Source organism: Lacrimispora sp. BS-2 (assembly GCF_040207125.1).
Classification (GTDB): Bacteria; Bacillota; Clostridia; order Lachnospirales; family Lachnospiraceae; genus Lacrimispora.
The window spans coordinates 2,882,879-2,901,603 of record NZ_CP157940.1 but is presented as its reverse complement, the minus strand read 5'-3'; the positions used below and the strand labels follow the sequence as shown (position 1 = coordinate 2,901,603).

General features: G+C 45.1%; 13 protein-coding genes. 9 read left to right on the top strand and 4 right to left on the bottom strand.

Going from position 1 to position 18,725, the window contains the following annotated elements; translation table 11 throughout:
- Positions 1 to 12 precede the first annotated feature (12 nt).
- From ABFV83_RS13680 to ABFV83_RS13665, 4 genes are read left to right on the top strand one after another with little or no spacing between them, the layout of a single operon-like run.
- Positions 13 to 1,140 carry a class I SAM-dependent RNA methyltransferase gene (locus ABFV83_RS13680; RefSeq protein WP_349948924.1) on the top strand — a complete coding sequence of 376 codons (1,128 nt, stop codon included), beginning with the start codon at positions 13 to 15 and terminating at the stop codon, positions 1,138 to 1,140.
- Positions 1,130 to 2,512: a lectin like domain-containing protein gene (locus ABFV83_RS13675; RefSeq protein ID WP_349944563.1), complete on the top strand. Its 1,383-nt coding sequence runs from the start codon at positions 1,130 to 1,132 to the stop codon at positions 2,510 to 2,512. The genes ABFV83_RS13680 and ABFV83_RS13675 overlap by 11 nt, the downstream gene beginning before the upstream one ends.
- A 24-nt stretch (positions 2,513 to 2,536) precedes the next feature.
- Positions 2,537 to 3,172 carry an RdgB/HAM1 family non-canonical purine NTP pyrophosphatase gene (gene rdgB, locus ABFV83_RS13670; RefSeq protein ID WP_349944562.1) on the top strand — a complete coding sequence of 212 codons (636 nt, stop codon included), beginning with the start codon at positions 2,537 to 2,539 and terminating at the stop codon, positions 3,170 to 3,172.
- Positions 3,150 to 3,641 carry a metallophosphoesterase gene (locus ABFV83_RS13665; RefSeq protein WP_349944561.1) on the top strand — a complete coding sequence of 164 codons (492 nt, stop codon included), beginning with the start codon at positions 3,150 to 3,152 and terminating at the stop codon, positions 3,639 to 3,641. Before rdgB ends, ABFV83_RS13665 begins: the two co-directional genes overlap by 23 nt.
- 77 nt (positions 3,642 to 3,718) lie before the next feature.
- Here the strand turns inward: ABFV83_RS13665 and ABFV83_RS13660 are convergent, their stop codons facing one another.
- Positions 3,719 to 5,116 (bottom strand): alpha-glucosidase/alpha-galactosidase, encoded by a 1,398-nt coding sequence (locus tag ABFV83_RS13660; RefSeq protein ID WP_349944560.1) that lies wholly within the window; start codon positions 5,114 to 5,116, stop codon positions 3,719 to 3,721.
- Between the two features lie 247 nt (positions 5,117 to 5,363).
- Here ABFV83_RS13660 and ABFV83_RS13655 point away from each other — a divergent pair, with 247 nt between their 5' ends.
- Positions 5,364 to 6,227, top strand: a complete 864-nt coding sequence (locus ABFV83_RS13655) for an AraC family transcriptional regulator (RefSeq protein ID WP_349944558.1) — start codon at positions 5,364 to 5,366, stop codon at positions 6,225 to 6,227.
- A 100-nt stretch (positions 6,228 to 6,327) separates the two neighbouring features.
- On the opposite strand, the gene ABFV83_RS13650 is transcribed toward ABFV83_RS13655, so the two are convergent.
- Genes ABFV83_RS13650 through ABFV83_RS13640 form a run of 3 tightly spaced genes read right to left on the bottom strand, consistent with a single transcriptional unit; the run spans position 6,328 to position 10,755 of the window.
- Positions 6,328 to 7,452 carry a glycoside hydrolase family 88 protein gene (locus ABFV83_RS13650; protein WP_349944556.1) on the bottom strand — a complete coding sequence of 375 codons (1,125 nt, stop codon included), beginning with the start codon at positions 7,450 to 7,452 and terminating at the stop codon, positions 6,328 to 6,330.
- Between the two features lie 26 nt (positions 7,453 to 7,478).
- Positions 7,479 to 8,993 carry a response regulator gene (locus tag ABFV83_RS13645; RefSeq protein ID WP_349944555.1) on the bottom strand — a complete coding sequence of 505 codons (1,515 nt, stop codon included), beginning with the start codon at positions 8,991 to 8,993 and terminating at the stop codon, positions 7,479 to 7,481.
- 1 nt (position 8,994) lies between these two features.
- Complete coding sequence (locus ABFV83_RS13640) at positions 8,995 to 10,755, bottom strand: sensor histidine kinase (RefSeq protein WP_349944553.1); 1,761 nt, start codon at positions 10,753 to 10,755, stop codon at positions 8,995 to 8,997.
- Between the two features lie 184 nt (positions 10,756 to 10,939).
- On the opposite strand from ABFV83_RS13640, the gene ABFV83_RS13635 reads away from it, so the two are divergent.
- The 4 genes from ABFV83_RS13635 to ABFV83_RS13620 all read left to right on the top strand — a co-directional run bounded on the left by ABFV83_RS13635 (position 10,940) and on the right by ABFV83_RS13620 (position 18,560).
- The gene (locus ABFV83_RS13635; protein ID WP_349944552.1) at positions 10,940 to 12,289 is read left to right on the top strand and encodes an ABC transporter substrate-binding protein; all 1,350 of its coding nucleotides are present in this window, start codon (positions 10,940 to 10,942) and stop codon (positions 12,287 to 12,289) included.
- A gap of 41 nt (positions 12,290 to 12,330) precedes the next feature.
- A complete protein-coding gene (locus ABFV83_RS13630) occupies positions 12,331 to 13,245 on the top strand; it encodes a sugar ABC transporter permease (RefSeq protein ID WP_349948923.1) in 915 nt (304 codons plus the stop codon).
- 114 nt (positions 13,246 to 13,359) lie between these two features.
- Positions 13,360 to 14,214: a carbohydrate ABC transporter permease gene (locus ABFV83_RS13625; RefSeq protein ID WP_349944551.1), complete on the top strand. Its 855-nt coding sequence runs from the start codon at positions 13,360 to 13,362 to the stop codon at positions 14,212 to 14,214.
- 179 nt (positions 14,215 to 14,393) lie between these two features.
- Entirely contained in the window at positions 14,394 to 18,560 is a 4,167-nt protein-coding gene (locus ABFV83_RS13620) for a hemoblobin-interacting domain-containing protein (RefSeq protein ID WP_349944549.1), read from the top strand.
- Positions 18,561 to 18,725: the final 165 nt, after the last annotated feature.

Genomic DNA, 18,725 nt, shown 5'->3' with positions numbered 1-18,725 from the left:
TGTCATTTTGGCATGGAAGCGGTTTTAAAAAGAGAGATCACGGATCTGGGTTATGACATTGCATCAGTAGAAGACGGAAGAGTCACCTTTATTGGAGATGATGAGGCTATCTGCCGTGCCAATGTATTTCTGCGTACTGCAGAAAGAGTTTTATTAAAAGTGGGAAGCTTTCATGCGGAATCTTTTGAAGAGCTTTTTCAGGGGACCAGGGCAATTTGCTGGGAGGATTTTATTCCTCAGGAAGGTAAATTCTGGGTCGCTAAGGCTTCCTCTATTAAAAGTAAATTATTCAGCCCCTCAGATATCCAGTCCATCATGAAGAAAGCCATGGTGGAGCGGTTAAAAGGGGCTTATGGCGTTCAGTGGTTTCCGGAAAGCGGAAGCAGCTACCCTCTGCGTGTATTCCTTCATAAGGATGAGGTGACCATTGGTATTGATACCACGGGAGATTCCCTTCATAGGAGAGGATACCGTACATTAACCAGCAAGGCTCCTATTACGGAGACCCTTGCTGCTGCCCTTATTATGCTGACTCCATGGAATAAAGACCGGATCCTGGTAGATCCTTTCTGCGGAAGCGGAACCTTTGTGATCGAAGCGGCCATGATGGCGGCCAACATGGCGCCCGGCATGAACCGTTCCTTTCTTGCCGAGGACTGGAAAAACCTGATTCCAAGAAAATGCTGGTATGAGACAATGGATGAGGCAAACGACCTTATGGATTCCGATGTCAAAGTGGACATACAGGGCTATGACATAGACGGTGAGATTGTAAAAGCTGCCAGAGCTAATGCAGAATCAGCCGGAGTGGACCACATGATTCACTTTCAGCAAAGACCTTTGGCTTCTTTAAGTCATCCAAAAAAGTATGGTTTTATAATTACGAATCCGCCATACGGGGAGCGAATTGAGGAAAAGAAGAATTTACCGGAGCTGTACCGGCAGATCGGAGAGCGGTATAAGGCTCTTGACGCCTGGTCCCTGTACATGATCACTGCTTATGAGGACGCTGAGAAATACATCGGTAAAAAGGCGGATAAAAACCGGAAGATTTATAATGGTATGATGAAAACTTATTTCTATCAGTTTATGGGGCCAAAGCCCCCGAAAAGAAAAGTGGGAGATTTGGTTGAAGAATAAAAAATGGTTTTTCCTCCTTCTGATGATCATCTGTTTTTCCGCAGGCTTCCGGATCGCTGGTCTGGAGCCTGATCCTGTGGACAAAGCAGGACAGGATTATTTAAAAGAGTCAGGAAGCGTTCAGGTATACAGCCCGATGCCGTCATTGAAAACGGAAGTTTTAAACCAACAGCTCCCGGCCTTCTATGATGGGAGAAAGGAAGGCCGGGTTCCCCCTGTGAAAAACCAGGGTTCTATTGGAACCTGCTGGGCCTTTGCCTCGCTGCAGGCTCTGGAAGCAGGGCTGCTGCCAGATGAAAACTATGAATTTTCGGAAGACCATATGTCTTTAAACAATGGTTTTTGCATCCCCCAGGAAGAAGGCGGGGAATATACCATGTCAATGGCCTATCTGCTGTCATGGAGAGGTCCGGTATTGGAAGCAGACGACCCATACGGTGACGGCATTTCCCCTGACGGCTTAAAAGCGGAGAAACATGTCCAGGAGATCCAGATCCTTCCAGATAAGGATTATGAGAAGATTAAACGGGCTGTTCTTGCCTATGGCGGGGTCCAAAGTTCCCTTTACACTTCCATGGAGGCTGGGGACAGCCGGTCTGAATCCTACAATGATGAGGCCTTTGCCTATTGCTATACAGGCCCTGAGCCACCCAATCATGATTCCGTGATCATTGGCTGGGATGATGCTTATCCTAAGGAGAACTTTCAAGGGGAAGTTCAGGGAGACGGGGCATTTATCTGTATGAACAGCTGGGGGGATGGATTCGGAGACCAGGGATATTTTTATGTATCCTATTATGATTCCAATATTGGAATTAGTAACATTGTTTATACGGTTGTGGAAGACACGGATAATTATGACCATATTTATCAGACGGATCTCCGGGGCTGGGTCGGCCAGCTGGGATATGGACAGGATACCGTGTGGTTTTCCAATGTATACGAAGCAGGAGCTTCCCAGCGTCTTGAAGCGGCAGGCTTCTATGCCACAGGTCCCGGCACATCCTATGAGGTTTACGTGGTGCGTCATGCAGGGAAAGAATCCGATATTCTGGAAGGCCGGGATTTTAGCAGGAAGGTTTTTCTTTCTAAGGGAAGCTTTGACTATGGGGGATATTATACGGTGCCTCTTAAGGGAAATGAGCCGGAAGACTTAGCGCTTTCCCAAGGGGAACGGTTTGCGGTGATCGTAAAAATCACCACACCTGATGCAGTCCATCCTGCGGCCATTGAGTATGATGCGGGAGATGGACGTACCTTTGTCAATGTCTCAGACGGGGAAGGTTATATCAGCGCTGATGGCATATCATGGGAACGGGCTGAAGAAAAGAACTGTAACCTGTGTTTAAAGGCGTACACAAAAGACCGGTGAAAATGTTTATGGAGGACGGAAGAGATGAGCGACAAAAAGATCGTATTTGCCACAGGGAATGAAGGAAAAATGAGAGAGATCAGGGAGATCCTAAAGGACCTGGGAATGGAGATCCTCTCCATGAAAGAGGCCGGTGCAAGCCTGGATATTGTGGAGGATGGAGCTACATTTGGGGAAAACGCTGAGATAAAGGCCAGGGAAGTGTGGAAAGTGACCGGAGGAATCGTACTTGCAGATGATTCCGGCCTGGTGGTAGACTGCTTAAACGGAGAACCGGGAATCCTTTCTGCCAGATATATGGGAGAAGACACTTCTTATGAGATCAAAAACCAGAATATCCTTGACCGGACTGCCCATGCAAAGGGCGGGGAAAGAAGCGCCCGTTTTGTATGCAATATTGCCGCAGTGCTGCCCGATGGACAGGTGATCCATACAGAAGAGTCCATGGAAGGTCTTCTTGCTGACCGGCCTGCCGGAGAAGGCGGCTTTGGTTATGATCCCATCCTATATATACCGGAATTCAGAGTAACCAGCGCCCAGCTTACCCTGGAACAGAAGAATAAAATCAGTCACCGGGGAAAGGCTCTGGAAGCCATGAAAGGTCAGCTTATGGAAGTTTTTACAGGAGGGGAGAATAATGAAAATACTGATTGTCAGTGATACGCACCGTAAAGATGAGAGTTTACATAAGATCATTGCAGAAATCGGGCCGCTGGACATGCTGATCCACTTGGGGGATTCGGAAGGCAGCGAAGATAAAATAGCCGGCTGGATTCCCGCTGGCTGTGAGCTTCAGATGGTTCTTGGCAACAATGATTTTTTCTCGGATCTGGAACGGGAGAGAGAAGTGAAAATAGGAAAGTACCGGGCTTTGCTTACCCATGGTCATTATTATAATGTATCCCTTGGAGTTGAGCGCCTGGAGCAGGAGGCGGCGGAAAGAGGCTTTGATATTGCCATGTACGGTCACACCCACAGACCTTATTATGAGGTACATAATGGGATTACGATCTTAAATCCGGGCAGCCTTTCCTATCCCAGGCAGGAAGGGAGAAAGCCCTCCTACATGATGATGGAGATTAATGAACAGGGGGAGGCACATTTTACCCTGAAATTTCTGGAGAAATAAACATTTAAGGAGCTACTGCAAAAGACAAAAAAGGCTAATCTATACTTTTGGCAGTAACTCCTTATTTTTTTGTAGCATTATTTCCAGCTTTTTGGCAGATAGGCCAGAGTGTTTTCAATCATGTCGTCTGCCAGTTTTTTGATTTCTTCTTCTCCTGCCCGGCCTTTTACCAGAGGATCGTTTAAGAAGGCCTCGTACACCATAGCGCGGTCATAAGTGAGAGCGGCTTCCAGAATGAGCTGATGGTTGGCAACATGGGGCTTGATCAGTTCAAGGACATTTTCCGGTATGGAGCCGGCTGCCACCGGTTTAATGCTGTCCCGGCTGAACAGGGCGTTGGTTTCAACAACGGCTTCTGCCGGCAGGTTTGGAATCTGTAAGAAGGAATTGGGGATATTGACATTGCTCACGGTTTTTTCAAGACCGCACAAGGCTTTGATCAGAAGGATCCCTTCCTCTCCCGATGCTTTCAGTTCAATTTCCTCTTCTCCCCCTGCAAGGTGGAGGCTCTTGGCCAAACGGTTTTTTAAATCCTCTTTTCTCCAGGCAACAGTGGTGAGACCGAATTTCCAGCTCTTTACGGTTTCCGGATCCTTTAAGTAATCGCTTCCAGGCATGAATTCTGCAAGGTGGCGGTCACCGGCAGCAGCGATCAGGCCGTAGCGGCGGAAGAGATCAAATTTTACTCTGTGAGCGCACTCAAAGCTGTTGTTTGCCCAGTTCTTATCCGGTTCATTGTAGCCCTCCCTGTAGTGGGCGTCAATATAATCACGGTAAACAGGGAATAAGTCGATTCCCTTGTAGGAAGCCTGGTCAAACCAGGTAAAATGATTGATTCCCAGAACGTTTACATTGATGTCCCGGCGGTCAATGTTTTCAAAGCCAAAGGTTTCTTCACAGATTCCCTTTAAAACCTTCTGGGTGCCGAATACTTCATGGCAGCAGCCGAAAGCCTTGATCCGGGGGAATACGTGGTAAAGAGTCTTTATGCACAGGGACATTGGATTGGTGTAGTTGATGATCCAGGCATTTGGCGAATACTCTTTTACTGCCTCTGCAATGGTCACAAACATGGGAATGGTGCGGAGGGCACGGACCATTCCTCCAGGGCCTGCGGTATCACCAACGGACTGGTAGATGCCAAGCCTTTCGGGAAGATGAACGTCGGAATCCATCTCATCAAAGGTTCCCGGGAGAATGGAGATGACTGCAAAGTCACAGCCGGTCAGAGCTTCCTTTAAGGAGACAGCTATGACGTAGTTCCATTTTCCGGTGGTATCCTCTCTGTTTGTCAGCTTGTTGCCGATTATTTCATTATTTTTTGCGGCTGACTTATCGATGTCATATAAACTGATGGTTCCGCTTAAAGAATCGTCCATGGAAAGATCTGTCATAAAGGTCCAGGCCCAGCCTCTGGAGCCGCCTCCGATATAGGCGATATTAATATCGCTTACTTTATTGTCTGCGTATTTCATAAGGGTTTCCTCCTGTTAAAAGAATTCGTTTTATAAAAGGTTTCTTAGGTTCTGCATTGCACATTTTATGGAAAGCAAAGAGCACTTTCAATAATTGGATGGATGGGCTAAAAACAGCCCTTTTATCCTCACTTGCTTTGCAAGTGAAGATAAGTTATATTATAATGGATTAAAGTATTATAAATCTTATATAATTGGGACCTTTTTTAATAAAATCATACTTTTGGCTACTATGTTGGAGGCTGGAATGGAAAGAACCATATTTTCGGAGAGCATGGAGGGAATCACCATTGATGAGGTGGTCCGGGACCAGGAATATTCCATGACCAGGAAGCATTTTCATGATACCTATGAGCTTTATTTTCTTCTGGAAGGAGAACGTTACTATTTCATAGAGAAAGAAACCTATTATGTGAAAACAGGGGATGTAGTTTTGGTAAACCGGGAACAGGTTCATAAAACAAGCCAGGCTGGAAGCAAAAGGCATGACAGGATTCTTCTCCAGCTAAGCGGGAGGGTTTTGGAACCATGGCTTAAGCAGGCAGGAGTCTCTTCCCTTGAGAAGCTGTTTGGAGATTATTATGGGGTGGCCAGGCTGTCCCAGGGAGAATGGGAAGAAATGAAGGAACTTTTGCTTGGGATCTCCGAGGAGCTGATCCACAGGAAAGAGCGGTATGAGACAATGGTAAGGCTTAAGCTTTCCCAGATTTTATTAATGGTCTACCGAAACAGGAAGAAAACCATACTTAAGGAGATACCGCCGACGGTACAGACTGCAAAGCATGGAAAGGTGCATGAGGTGGCGGAATATTTAACACTTCACTGTGAGACAGGAGAGAGCTTAGAGGAGCTGGCAGAGGCTTTTTTTATCAGCAAATCCTATTTAAGCAGAATTTTCCGGGAAGTGACCGGATTTTCCGTAAATGAATACCGGAACCTGGCAAGAGTGAGAAAGGCGAAAGAGCTTCTGGCAAACAGCGGGTATTCCATTACGGAAATATCGGAAATTCTTGGATTTGAAAGTATTACCTATTTTGAACGGGTATTTAAAAAGCATACGGATGTGACGCCTTTAAAATACAGAAAGGCAGGGGAGGGCCCGGTGGTTTAAGCGGTATCTGAGAGAATTTATAGAAAGGCATAAAAAGAAGGAACAGGGCCAGAGCATAGCCATGTTCCTTCTTTCCTTTCGGGTCAGCGCTGCCCTATGGTTATTTCTTATCCAGAGCCTCGTACAAAGCGGTCAGGGTAAGAGCCTGCCCATAGGCCATGGGCATGAGTGCAATGTTCTTATAATGATCGGAATCCATGCCGATTCCGGTTCCGGCCGATACGTTTAACACGGTTCCGTCTTCGGAGATATTGGCGCAGATGGCTTCAATGGCCCGGTCAGCAGAAGCCTTGTAAGAACTGTCAAGGATTCCTGCCTTCACACCCCTTAACAGCCCGGCGGCAATGGCTGCAGAGCCGGAGACTTCACCGTAGCTGGAAGCGTAGGTTAGAACGGTGTTCCACAGTCCTGATGGGGACTGAAGGCGTAAAAGGGCAAAAGCCTGGGATTTGAAGGTGTCGGTCAGGAAAGCCTTTACTCCTTTGTCTAAGCCTTCCCCGCAGGTATCCAAGTATTCCATGATCCCGTAGGTAAACCAGGAATTTCCTCTGCACCAGAAGATGCCCCCGAAATTATCCATCCGATCAAAACTAAAGCCGTGATGGAAGAGACCGGTCTGTTTGTCAAAGAGATATTTGATATGGACCAGGAACTGATGAAGGGCCTCGTCTTTCCAAAGAGCATTTTCTGATATGTATCCCATTCGGTTTAAAAAGAGCACGGACATGAACAGAGTGTCCACCCAGATCTGTCCATCATTTAAACTTACGCCATCCCGGTTTCCGATGGCACTGGTCACATGCTGGAATCCGTTGTCAGGGGTTTTTGGCAGGTCATTGATGAGCCAGTCCGCCCTCTGAGCGCACAGGTTGTAAAATTCCTCCGGATTGCCAAGGCTTTCATATAAAAAGGACAAGGGAAGAAAGGGAGCGGTAGTATTGATGTTTTTGGAAGGAAGTCCCTTCTTTAGATGGCCGCTGTACCACTTCTCAAAGAATAGGAGATACCGGCCATCTCCGTAAAACTCCTGGAGCTTGTATAAGCCATACAGTCCGACTCCCTGGGGCCAGTCCCATTCCTCTATGCCGAAATCCCTTTGGATGAGTCCTTTTTTTGTGTCAGTGCTGCTGACGTTCTTGTCTTTGTTATAGTCATATCCTCCAAGTTTCATCAGTTTATCCACAACCAAATGGATCTTTTCAAGCAGCAGCTCATTTGTCATCATTGCACTTTCTCCTTTTCCGTGTTTGATTAAAGTTTATTTTTCTGCTTTTCTATATATTCGGTCGGCGGAAAGCCGGTATACCGCTTAAATATCTGACTGAAATATTGAGGATTGCTGCCAAATCCTACCTGGCGGGCAATGTGCTTTATGTTATCACTGTGGTAATAAGTCATCAGCCGGATTGCTTCCTCCATCCGCTCCTTGTTTAAGTAGTCGGAAAAACGCATCCCCTCTTCCTTTACGAATTGCTTGCTTAAGTATCCTACACTTACGAAAAGATAATTTTCAGCCAGCCACTTTAAGGAAAGATTTTCAGAGTATAAATGTTCCCTGATATAGGCTTTTAACAGGGAGATATTGGATCTCGCCTTATGAGCTTCGCATACGGCGTCCTTGCGGACCAGCACCACACGAAGAAGTTCCCGGATTCCGGACACAGTATCACAGGAGTAGAGACGCCGGAAAAAGTCACAGGCAGCATCCACAGGGAGCTTTTCCCGTTCCGGCCCTGTCTGAAGGAATAAGCCTAATGCAAGGTTTCTTGCAGTGGGTAAGGGGATGGAGTCCATAAAAACAGAATCAAGGAGTTCCCCGGCCTGTATGGTATCCACGGCAGAGGTTATGGAGTCCTCAAGCCGGCTGATCATCCAGGGGGAAGCAATGTGATTTCTGATTTCGTGGGCATCTCCACCCTCCCCGATGAGAAGGATCCGCTCAAAACGGGAAACCTTTTGAATGATTTCCTGAAAAAGCTTTTCAGCGGAAGCCCTGTGAAGAAATTCCGCTTCAAAGGTGACGGACTGGCCGGGATACCGGAGACTGGTTATGGCGTTTTCGATCCGTTCCTGGATTGCCAGAGTAAAGGCCGGGAATATAAGGACCGCAGTGTTTTTTACATAAAGTATGGAAAACTGTATGGGAACCTTGGAATCCTCTAAAAGCTTTCTGACGTCACAGATAAAGCTTTTTAAATAGCTTTCCTCCACAAAGGAACAGATACAGGCATAAATGCAGTTCTTTGGAAGGGATAAAAGTCCCTGGTATTTGCGGAATACGGCTGAAAAGGAATCCTGGTGCTCCAGTGCTTCCATAATAAAGCTCTGCTCCAGGGGAAAATGCAGGCCTCTTAAGAAATCCTGCTGCTGCATCTTCCTGCTTTCTTCCTCCTCGAGGCGTTCCTTTCTTATGGAGACCAGAGATTCGATCAGCTCATTTTTATCTGTTGGTTTTAAAAGATAATACCGTACCCCGTATTTCATGGCCTGTTTGGCATATTCAAAATCATTGTAGCCGGAAAGAAGAATAAAGGTGATATGGGAATCTGATTTTATGGAACGTTCAATTAAATTCAGACCGTTTAGGATGGGCATCCGGATATCTGTAATCACCACATCCGGATAATCGTCGCAGATGATATCGTAGGCTTCCATTCCATTTTTCGCAGTGGCAATGAGCTCATAGCCCATGGACTCATAGTCGATCATCTGGGAAAGAGCCTCTCTTATAATCTGTTCATCATCTACAATCATCAGTCTCAGCATATCAAATCTCCCCTTCCTTAGGAATGGACAGCATTACCACTGCCATTTCTTTTTCATTATAAAATGTCAGGCCATAATGTTCTCCATAAAGCAGCTTTAGCCGGGAATGAATGTTGGTCAGGCCCACACCGGAGCCTTGTGGTTTGATCTCCTTATGCCGGATTTTTTCTAAAAGATCCGGTTCGAACCGGGAGCCGGTGTTGGATACCCGGATCTCATAGTCTTTCTCCATTTCCTCAATGACGACCCGTATCATGCACATCTCATCAGTATCCTCCATGGCGTGCTTTAAGGCGTTTTCAACCAGGGGCTGAATACAGAGCTTTGGAACGAAAATATGGGAAATGTTTTCCGGTATTTTAAGCTCAAAGTGAAGCCTGTCCTTAAAACGTATTTCCTGAATGCGGATGTAATTATCCAGCACCTCCAGCTCATCTTCAAGAGGTATGATGTCTTTTTGTCCGGCAATGGAGGCCCGGAACAGGTTTCCAAGGGAACGTACCATAACAGAGATATCTTCGGCCCCGTATTTCTGCGCCATCCAGTTGATCGTATCCAGAGTATTATATAAAAAGTGTGGATTGATCTGCTGCTGGAGCATCTTAATGGTGGAATCTCTCAGAAGAAGCTGCTTGTCATAATTTTCATCCCGCAGGACCTTGACGCTGTGGGTCATTTCATCAAAGCTCCGGTGAAGCTGTCCGATTTCATCCTGGCGGTTTTCATAGTCATAGCATTCCACATTACAGGCAGGGGACTTCCCGCTTCCAAACTTCCGGATCTTTTCAATCAGATAGTCCAGGTGGCGGAAAATATGACGGAAAATCAGGTTCACATAAGTTGCAGTAATGAAAATGATAAAGACAGTAAATACAAGGATCTGAAGGCTCATAAGCTGAATTCTGTAAAACAGCGGATCGTAATCCCTGAAATAAATATAATTCCAGTCCACATAGGGGATATGACCGGTAATGATAAATTCCTTTTTATTGTCCAGTGCGGAAATACGGTAGGTGTTTTCACGCTGTTTGTTGCCGGCAATGATTTCCGCGCAGTATCCATCGTGAAAGGCAGTTGCAGGGTAAATCCTCTTTTCCCCTGACATCAGGATGAAATTGGAGTCTTCTACAAGGCTTCCGGCACTTTTTAAGCCGTCCTCAATCATTCGTTCCATGTCCACCGTAATGTAGAGGCCGGCCAGCTTTTTCAGGTTTAAATATTTAAGTTTTAATATCTGCCTGGCACATACCGTATCATCTCCCGGTTCCATGGCAGGAGCCCAGATGGCTTTTCCTTTTAGGCTGCTGGTTATTCCGTTAAGCTCCTTCAGGTTGAATTTAAGGATCTCGTCAGAGCTTCCCATACAGATATTGGTTCCGTCAGCCAGGATAATGTTAATGGATTTTATATATTTGCTTCGGTAAACATAGGAATAAAGCTGCTGGTAAATATTCCGGCGCGCCAGGGACCGGCGGTTGTTGTAAGGATTATCAGCTAAAAATACCAGATTATCCTGAAGAATGGGATCACCGATCATGTTGTATGATATGCTTTGGATCAACTGCATTTCCGATTCCAGATAAGTGGTTACATGATTTAAGGAATTGGCATTGGTACGGTACAGCTCCTCATTATAGCGTAAGGTGAGAATCCTGATGCCGATAAGGAAGGTAATGCAAAGCGCCAGCAGGGCCAGCAGGAAAATGGTCAGCATTTTTTTGTATAAAGACAGGTTGTTAAACCATACAGTACATCGTTTCATAATCACATATCCTTTCCCGAGTAATCGTATTATATAGTAAAAAAGTAAAAAAAGAAATTGTAAAACCGCTTAAAATCACAAAAAGCTGTTTTTTTAATCATAAAAAGCCGAATTTTAACTTTACCCTTGTGCATATTTGCCATAAAATGTGGATAACACAAAAAAACAAAGGGAGGTTTTACAAGTGAGAAAGAGATTATTAGCAACATCACTTGCTGCATTGCTTGCAGCAACATCTTTGACCGCCTGTGGTTCCAAGACAGAAAAGGTGGGTACAGCAACGACTGAGGCTGCTGCAACAGAGGCATCATCCATAAAGTCAGATGACGGAGCACAGACAGCTTCAGGGGATAAGGTGACCTTAAACATTTGCTGGTGGGGCAATCAGACCAGAAATGACGTAACAAAAAAAGCTGCGGATTTATACATGAGTAAAAATCCAAATGTGGAGATCAAGGTTGAGTTTACCGACTGGGGCGGTTACTGGGACAAGCTTTCTGCTATGGCAGCCGGCGGCAACTTACCGGATATCATTCAGATGGACTATTCCTACTTAAACCAGTACCAGAAGAGCGGACAGCTGGCTGATTTATCCGAATTTATGTCCGCAGGTGTCATTGATACTTCAAAGATTCCGGCAAGCATCATTGAGAGCGGTTCTATCGATGGAAAATGCTATGCTTTAAGCCTTGGAAGCAATGCTCCTTTAATGGTTTATGATAAGGCCATTATAGAAAAAGCCGGAGTGACCATTCCTGAGCAGATGACCTTTGATGAGCTATATGATATTTCCAAGACCATTTACGAGAAAACAGGAGTAAAAACCGTTTATGACGGCTGGATCAACATGCTGCAGATGACGGCAAGAACCAATGGTTCCCATATCTTCGATGAGTTAACTGAGGGTAAAGAAGATTCTACCATGATACATTTTGCCAATGTGGAGAAATTCCAGAAAGCAGAATTTTCTATTGCGCCAGATATTCTGGTTGAAAAGAATCCGGATAACATTGAAACAAAGCCGATCGTGGATGAAACCACATGGAATGACTTCCCATATTCCAATCAGTTTATCAGCCTTTCAAACGCAGCCGGAAGAGAGTTAGAAGTAACTATGAACCCGATTCTGACAAACGGTAAGCAGAATATGTATTTAAAGCCAAGCCAGTTCTTCTCCATTGCTGAAACTTCGGGGAATAAAGAGGAAGCTGCAAAGTTCATTGACTGGTTCACCAACAGCGTGGAATGTAATGAAATCCTTATGGCAGAAAGAGGAATCCCGGTTAATACTGAGGTAGCGGATGCGATTAAGCCAAAGGTAGATGCTGTTGCGCAGAAGATATTTGACTACGTTGCAAGGGTTTCAGAGATTGCGGTTCCGATTGATGCTCCAGATCCGACCGGAAAGGGCGAAGTGGAGGCATTGACAAAGAGCGTGGTAGAAGCAATCCGCTATGGTGATACAACCGCTGAGGAAGCGGCAGCCAGCTTTGTGCCTGAAGCGAAAAAGATTTTGGAAGAAGCAGCGAAATAGTGACAGAAAAGTCTGGAGGGAATAAGATGAAGAACAATCAAATGATCCCCAAAAGAAAAAAATCATTTTCCCAGGTAATGAACACACCGAAGGTTGCAGGATATGTATTTATCCTGCCCTTCATCATAGGCTTTCTTGCCTTTCTGGCCGTTCCGATGATTTTTTCTTTAGGGTTTTCGTTTACCAGATACAATATTTTAAAATCGCCGGTTTTTATAGGTCTGGAAAATTACAAAACCATGTTTACAGCGGATCCAAAATTCTGGAAAGTATTTGGCGTGACCATGTACTATGTTCTGTTTTCGGTTCCCCTCCGGCTTCTCATGGCTTTACTTGTAGCCATGCTGCTTGTGAAAAGCACCAGATTGTCCGGTTTTTACAGAGCTGTTTATTATCTTCCTTCTATCATTGGCTCCAGTGTGGCTGTTGCCATTCTCTGGAAGCGGCTGTTTGCCAGTGACGGTGTGATTAATGCAATTTTAAAGATCGTTGGTCTGCCCTCCGACATTGCATGGCTGGGAAGAGCGGATACCGCGATCTGGACCCTGATTATCCTTGCTGTCTGGCAGTTCGGTTCTTCCATGCTCATATTTTTATCCGGTTTAAAGCAGATTCCCATAAGTCTTTATGAGGCGGCTACCGTAGATGGTGCAAATAGTTTTCAGCGTTTCTTTAAGATCACGATTCCAATGCTGACACCGACGATTTTCTTTAACCTCATTAACCAGCTGATCAACGGCTTCATGGCATTTACCCAAAGCTATATTATTACCCAGGGAAAACCCAGGGATACCACACTGTTTTATACAGTATACATGTACCAGAATTCCTTTACGTATAATAAGCTGGGCTACGGCTGTGCAATGGCATGGTTCATGGTGTTCGTTGTTGGGCTTTTGACCTTTGTACTTTTCAAGACACAGAAGAAATGGGTATATTATGAATCAGAAGGGTGACAAGGTTGAAAGAAAAACGCCTTTCAACCTTGAGTTTATGAACAGCGTGCCCCGTTTTATCGGGTATCAACTGGATATGCAAGCATATCCGTTTGATTTATTAGGAGACAAAATATGAAAACAGGATACAAAGAAAGAAGAATAGCCGCTACAGTGGTTTATCATGTGTTCACCTTTCTGCTGGCATGTGTTATGATATATCCCCTTGTGTGGATGGTGATGAGTTCCTTTAAGAACTCCAATGAAATATTCCGGACTGCTGCCAAACTGCTGCCTGATAAATTTTCCCTTGAGAACTATCGCATAGGCTGGCAGGGGTTTGCCGGCTACCGTTTTGGCACATTTTTTAAAAATTCCTTTATCATTGCAGGTCTTTCCACTGTTGGGGCGGTCGTTTCTTCCGCCATTGTAGGCTATGGATTTGCCCGTATTGATTTCAAGTTTAAAAATTTCTGGTTCGCATGTATGCTGCTTGCCATGATGCTTCCGTTCCAGATCATTATGATTCCCCAGTATATCATTTTTAACAAAATGGGATGGGTGGGAAGCTATCTTCCCATCATTGTACCTCAGTTTTTTGGCCAGGGCTTTTTCATTTTCTTAAATGTGCAGTTCATAAAGGGAATCCCCATTGATTTAGATGAGGCTGCCAGAATGGATGGATGCACCATATACTCCATATTCATAAGGATCATCCTTCCTCTCGTTAAGCCTTCTCTGGTGACCAGTGCCATCTTCTCCTTTATGTGGAGATGGGATGATTTCATGACGGCCCTCCTTTTCTTAAGCGACCCTCTGAAATATCCGGTCAGCTATGCGCTTAAAATGTTTTCTGATCCAACAGCCGGTTCTGACTGGGGCGCAATGTTTGCAATGGCAACCTTTTCCCTGATTCCTATTTTTATAATTTTCTTAACCATGCAGAAATATTTGGTGGAAGGAATTGCTTCCACAGGAATTAAAGGGTAAAGTAAATTTTCAGGCAGGAAAACCGCTTAGTTGTTTTCCTGCTTTTTTTAATGGTGATAAATTATCACTGGACACCAGTTGAAGATTTTTCTCGTTTAGCCGCTTGCCCAATGATTGGGAATATTTTATAATACGCTGGTTAGTCATAACTAACCTCGATTATATGCAAGGAGGAATATATGAGAAATAGAAATAAGGTTAAATTACTGGCGGTTCTGACTGCCATGAACCTGGTATTTACTATCCAGCCGTTTGCGGGGGAGTGGAGGCAAAATGAAGACCGGTGGTGCTATATTCTGGAGGATGGCCGGGAGCAGAGGAATTCGTGGCTGAAAACAGATGACGGCAAATGGTATCATTTTGATGAGAACGGAATCATGAGAACTGGATGGTACCAGGACACGGACCAGAAGTGGTATTACCTGGAGTCAGATGGTTCCATGGCTTCCGGCTGGAAGGAGATCAATGGGAAGTGGTATTACCTGGACTCGGACGGTTCCATGGCTTCCGGCTGGAAAGAGATCAATGGGAAGTGGTATTATCTTGACAAGAAGTCGGGGGAGGCAATCGTAAATGGTTACACGCCCGATGGATACTATGTGGACGGCAGCGGGGCATGGAACGGCGGTTCATCGCGGAATAACCACGATGACAGCAGTTCAGATGACAAAACCTCACGTAATAACAATACAGGGGAGAACGGAAACAACCAGCCGGGAGAAGGAAATAATCAACCTGGAGGAGGAAATGAGAATCCCGGAAATAATGGAACCGAGGGCGGCGAAAATCCCTGGGAAAACAAAAGTCCTGTTATCCTGGAACAAACTGGAATCGTATCTGTTATGGGGCTTCCGTATGCAGTCATATCGTTTTCCGATCAGGCAGGAGGTACGGAAAAATTCCGTTATTCCATAGCAGGAAAAGACGCCACATCCTCCGTTACTCCTGTGACATCCTCAGGCAGGATTGTAAAAATACCTTTGCCGGATGAAAATACCCATACACTGGCCATAACCTCCGGGAAATGGACAGTATCTGTGATTACGCTGGGAGAGCGGGGAAAGAGCGCTGTGGCGGAGAAAGAGCTTATGGAAGCAGATCTTTCCCTTCCATCAGATATTCCATATGTGATACTTACAAAGGCAACCATTCCTCTGACCCAGTACGTGAAATTTATCCGGCAGGGTGATGACCTCTTCATAAAGCCCACCGCAACTACGGTAGATACCTCAGAGGTCCAAGCGCTGGCAAACGTGCAGAGTCCAAGCCCGAAAGTGGAAAAAAGCTATATCCTGATAGAGGAAGATAACCGGACAACAACCGGCCTTATGAGGTTTGCTTCGGATGCGGTAGCAAGTGCGACAGCCGCACCGCCTGCGAGCCTGGAGGGAAAGGAAGAAACGGCCACAATCGCCGTATTGTTTGATTTGGCAGCCAATAATATCATTGCAGACAGTCTGGAAATTGAAACCTCGTCTGTAGAGGCGTTTCTGTCTAAATGGGAGTCCTCGGAGAAATTGATTGCGTTAAATGAGAACCTGACCCTGAGCACAGAGGCGAAAGACCTCAAAACAAGAACCTGGAAAAAAGCTGAGGAACTGCCCCGATATGTGAAGTATTTAACAGACAAAGGCGGTTACGGAACAAAAGTTGAGCTGTTAACAGGAAAAACGGATAATACCAATCCGCCTGAGCTGACCATTGCCCCTTCATTGAAAGGAAAGAGTGCGGTCATACAGCTAAGTGAGGAAAATGAATCCTGGTACCGTTCAATTACTGAAATTGAAATTCCTTACGGTGAAACCAAGACCCATTATTATCAGGAAACCAATACCTTGTCCTCAGATGGAAAAACTGTGACACTGGGAGTGGAGGCCATCAGCGGTCCCATGAATTACGCCGGGACTTATGAGGTTACGATTCATTCCTTCGGGTTTGATGATGTGAAAGGTACTCTTTCTGTAGTAGAGCAGGCTCCAAACTTTACTCCCACATGGGAGGACAGTAACAGCCGTTTAAGATTAAAAGCGGACTTTTCTTACTATGCAGACCGGGTAAAGGCAGTCACTGTAAACGGAAACCGACTGGAAACCGGCAGTTTTAAAAATGATATCAATAGTCTTTATATTTCTTACCGTTATCTGGTAAACGGGAAAAATACCTTTGAAATTCAGGCAGATGGGTATGAAAATACCAGCTTTGAGGTTGAATCTCCGGCAGGGTTTGTCACTCCTAAGAAAGCAGCGTCTGTTACAGCGAGAGAAGTGATTGACGGTTCTTCCACTATGGTATTTGACATCGGCTCCTGCCAGGAGGGAAGTGAAGAGATGGAGTGGTTCCAGGCGTTGGAAGCCGGACATCTAAAGCTGACATATTCATCATATGGAAGCGTATCAGGTCTTTCTCTTACAAAAGAAGGCGACAGCTTTACGGTCACTGCAAAAAGTACTGCAATGTCTTATTACAATAATTACACTATGCAGATCGCAGTACCGGGATACGATATAGTAACCGTAACCTTTACTCCCGTAAAAGCACCGCCTGCTGTAACACAGCAATGGAACTTAGAAAATTATAGTCTGAATCTTACCAGTTCTTCCAATGCCATGTACTTAAGTTCCTATGTGACAAAGGTAATTTTAAATGGAATGGAGCTGAAAAAAGGAGAAAGCGCTGATTATACGGTTTCCTATGACCGTGGGATCGAAATGTTTGCCCATAACTTTACAGCCGGAACTTCATATAAAATTGAGCTTTATGCTTCTTCCTATGCTATGACTGTATTGGAAGGTACAACTCCCGCAGATTTAATAACTCCTTTGGAAGCCCCGGCACTTAAAGCGGAAGCCGTGCCAAAGGGAAGTGATGTAACGGTGACGGTATCAGGAGAAGCAGCCAAATGGCTGGATAAGATCAGTTCAATAACAGTGGCAAGCTCCTCCGGTTCTTCCGGCAGTGCAGCCAGTTATACTAAAACAGACGGTGAATTGATTTTAAATTCCAGCAACTTTTCCTATTCCGGAACTTATATCATCACAGTAAAAGCCAATGGCTACCGGACGGCTCAGGCAGAAGTGAAGATCTTAAATACGGTTGTGGTTACGGGCGCAGTGAATTATGACGAAGAACGTCTGGAGCTGTCAACCAGTGATTCCTACTTTTATGGCAATGCAGCCGTATCCTTAAATGGAACCCAACTGGTGAAGGGCACAGGTTATACAACAAGCGGAAGCAAAATGATTTATATTCCTGCTGCCCTGCTCACGGAAGAAGAGAATCATCTGGTTATATATAATGAGACCTACCAGAAGGTGGAAATGAGCTTTGGAAAGTACATTGCTGCTAAATCGGCACCAAAGCTGGAAATAGAAATGGGAAGCCCCCTGGATAAGGAAAACGCAATTGTTCTGATCGCTGCTGATGGAGATCAGGAGTGGTGGGATTCTTTAAAACAGTCCCACATTTCCGTAAAACGTTCTTCCACCAGTCAGACGGTTACCGGATTTAATGCAAGCTCAGCAGATCAGCTGACGATCGAGTTAAAGGATTCATTGTCATATTCCTATAGCTATACCGTGACAATTTCAGTGCCGGGATACCGTTCCTGCAGCCTCACCTTTACTCCTTACCAGAAAGCGCCGAAAATAGAAGATGAGTGGATGGAAAATGGAGACCTGAAGCTTTCCACTGATACATTCAACTATTTCTACAGTTCCTACAATACGGTTTATCTGGATGGCGAAAAGCTGGTCCGTAATACAGATTATAGCATGAATACAAATACTTCGCCCTATAGCCTGACTATTTTCGCAGATAAGTTTACTTCCGGGGAGCATACGGTAAGGCTTATTTATACAGGGTATTCCAATTATGCACCATATGAAATCACAGTAATAACTCAGAAAAGTGAAAATGGTTTGGCTATGGAAGTAATGGAATTAGCCCTGGAAAAACCAGCTGCAGAAACCGCAGAGAATCAGGGAGAAGAAGGGAATAAGCCCTCAGAAGAAAATGCGGAGGAAAATCTGACAGAAAAAAATGAAGAAGAAAATCTGACAGAAGAAAATAAAGAAGAAAATCTAACGGAGGAGAATCAGGAAAAAGAAACTCCGGCAGAGGAAACCCCGGCAGAAGAAAGTCCGGAAGATAATCCAACAGAAAAAAACCCGGCTGAGGAAACGGAGACGGATGGTTCCCAGAAACAAAATGGAGAGGAGGCATCAGAGGAAAATCTGTCGGAGGAAGAAGGCGGATCTCTGGATGATGCTGCAGAGGATTCTGTACAGGAACAGAGCAATGGGGTCAAAGAGGAGGAAGATCTGCATCAGCTGCCGGAAAATAAGTAAGAGGAGACAGTCGGAGAAAAGGAATTCGGTGGTTTTATACAATAACTTTGTGATTTATAAATAGTTTTTTGATGTTATAAAAATGGAGGAAGCCGGCAGGAGGGGGGGGGCCTGTCGGCTAAGTATGAAAAAAATGTATATAAAAGGTCTCTCTGGCCTGTTTAC

Coding starts and splice junctions, on each gene's coding strand:
- ABFV83_RS13680 (WP_349948924.1), top strand. CDS start 13: ATGGAAGCGGTTTTAAAAAGAGAGATCACGGATCTGGGTTATGACATT.
- rdgB (WP_349944562.1), top strand. CDS start 2,537: ATGAGCGACAAAAAGATCGTATTTGCCACAGGGAATGAAGGAAAAATG.
- ABFV83_RS13665 (WP_349944561.1), top strand. CDS start 3,150: ATGAAAATACTGATTGTCAGTGATACGCACCGTAAAGATGAGAGTTTA.
- ABFV83_RS13660 (WP_349944560.1), bottom strand. CDS start 5,116: ATGAAATACGCAGACAATAAAGTAAGCGATATTAATATCGCCTATATC.
- ABFV83_RS13655 (WP_349944558.1), top strand. CDS start 5,364: ATGGAAAGAACCATATTTTCGGAGAGCATGGAGGGAATCACCATTGAT.
- ABFV83_RS13650 (WP_349944556.1), bottom strand. CDS start 7,452: ATGATGACAAATGAGCTGCTGCTTGAAAAGATCCATTTGGTTGTGGAT.
- ABFV83_RS13645 (WP_349944555.1), bottom strand. CDS start 8,993: ATGCTGAGACTGATGATTGTAGATGATGAACAGATTATAAGAGAGGCT.
- ABFV83_RS13640 (WP_349944553.1), bottom strand. CDS start 10,755: ATGAAACGATGTACTGTATGGTTTAACAACCTGTCTTTATACAAAAAA.
- ABFV83_RS13630 (WP_349948923.1), top strand. CDS start 12,331: ATGATCCCCAAAAGAAAAAAATCATTTTCCCAGGTAATGAACACACCG.
- ABFV83_RS13625 (WP_349944551.1), top strand. CDS start 13,360: ATGAAAACAGGATACAAAGAAAGAAGAATAGCCGCTACAGTGGTTTAT.
- ABFV83_RS13620 (WP_349944549.1), top strand. CDS start 14,394: ATGAGAAATAGAAATAAGGTTAAATTACTGGCGGTTCTGACTGCCATG.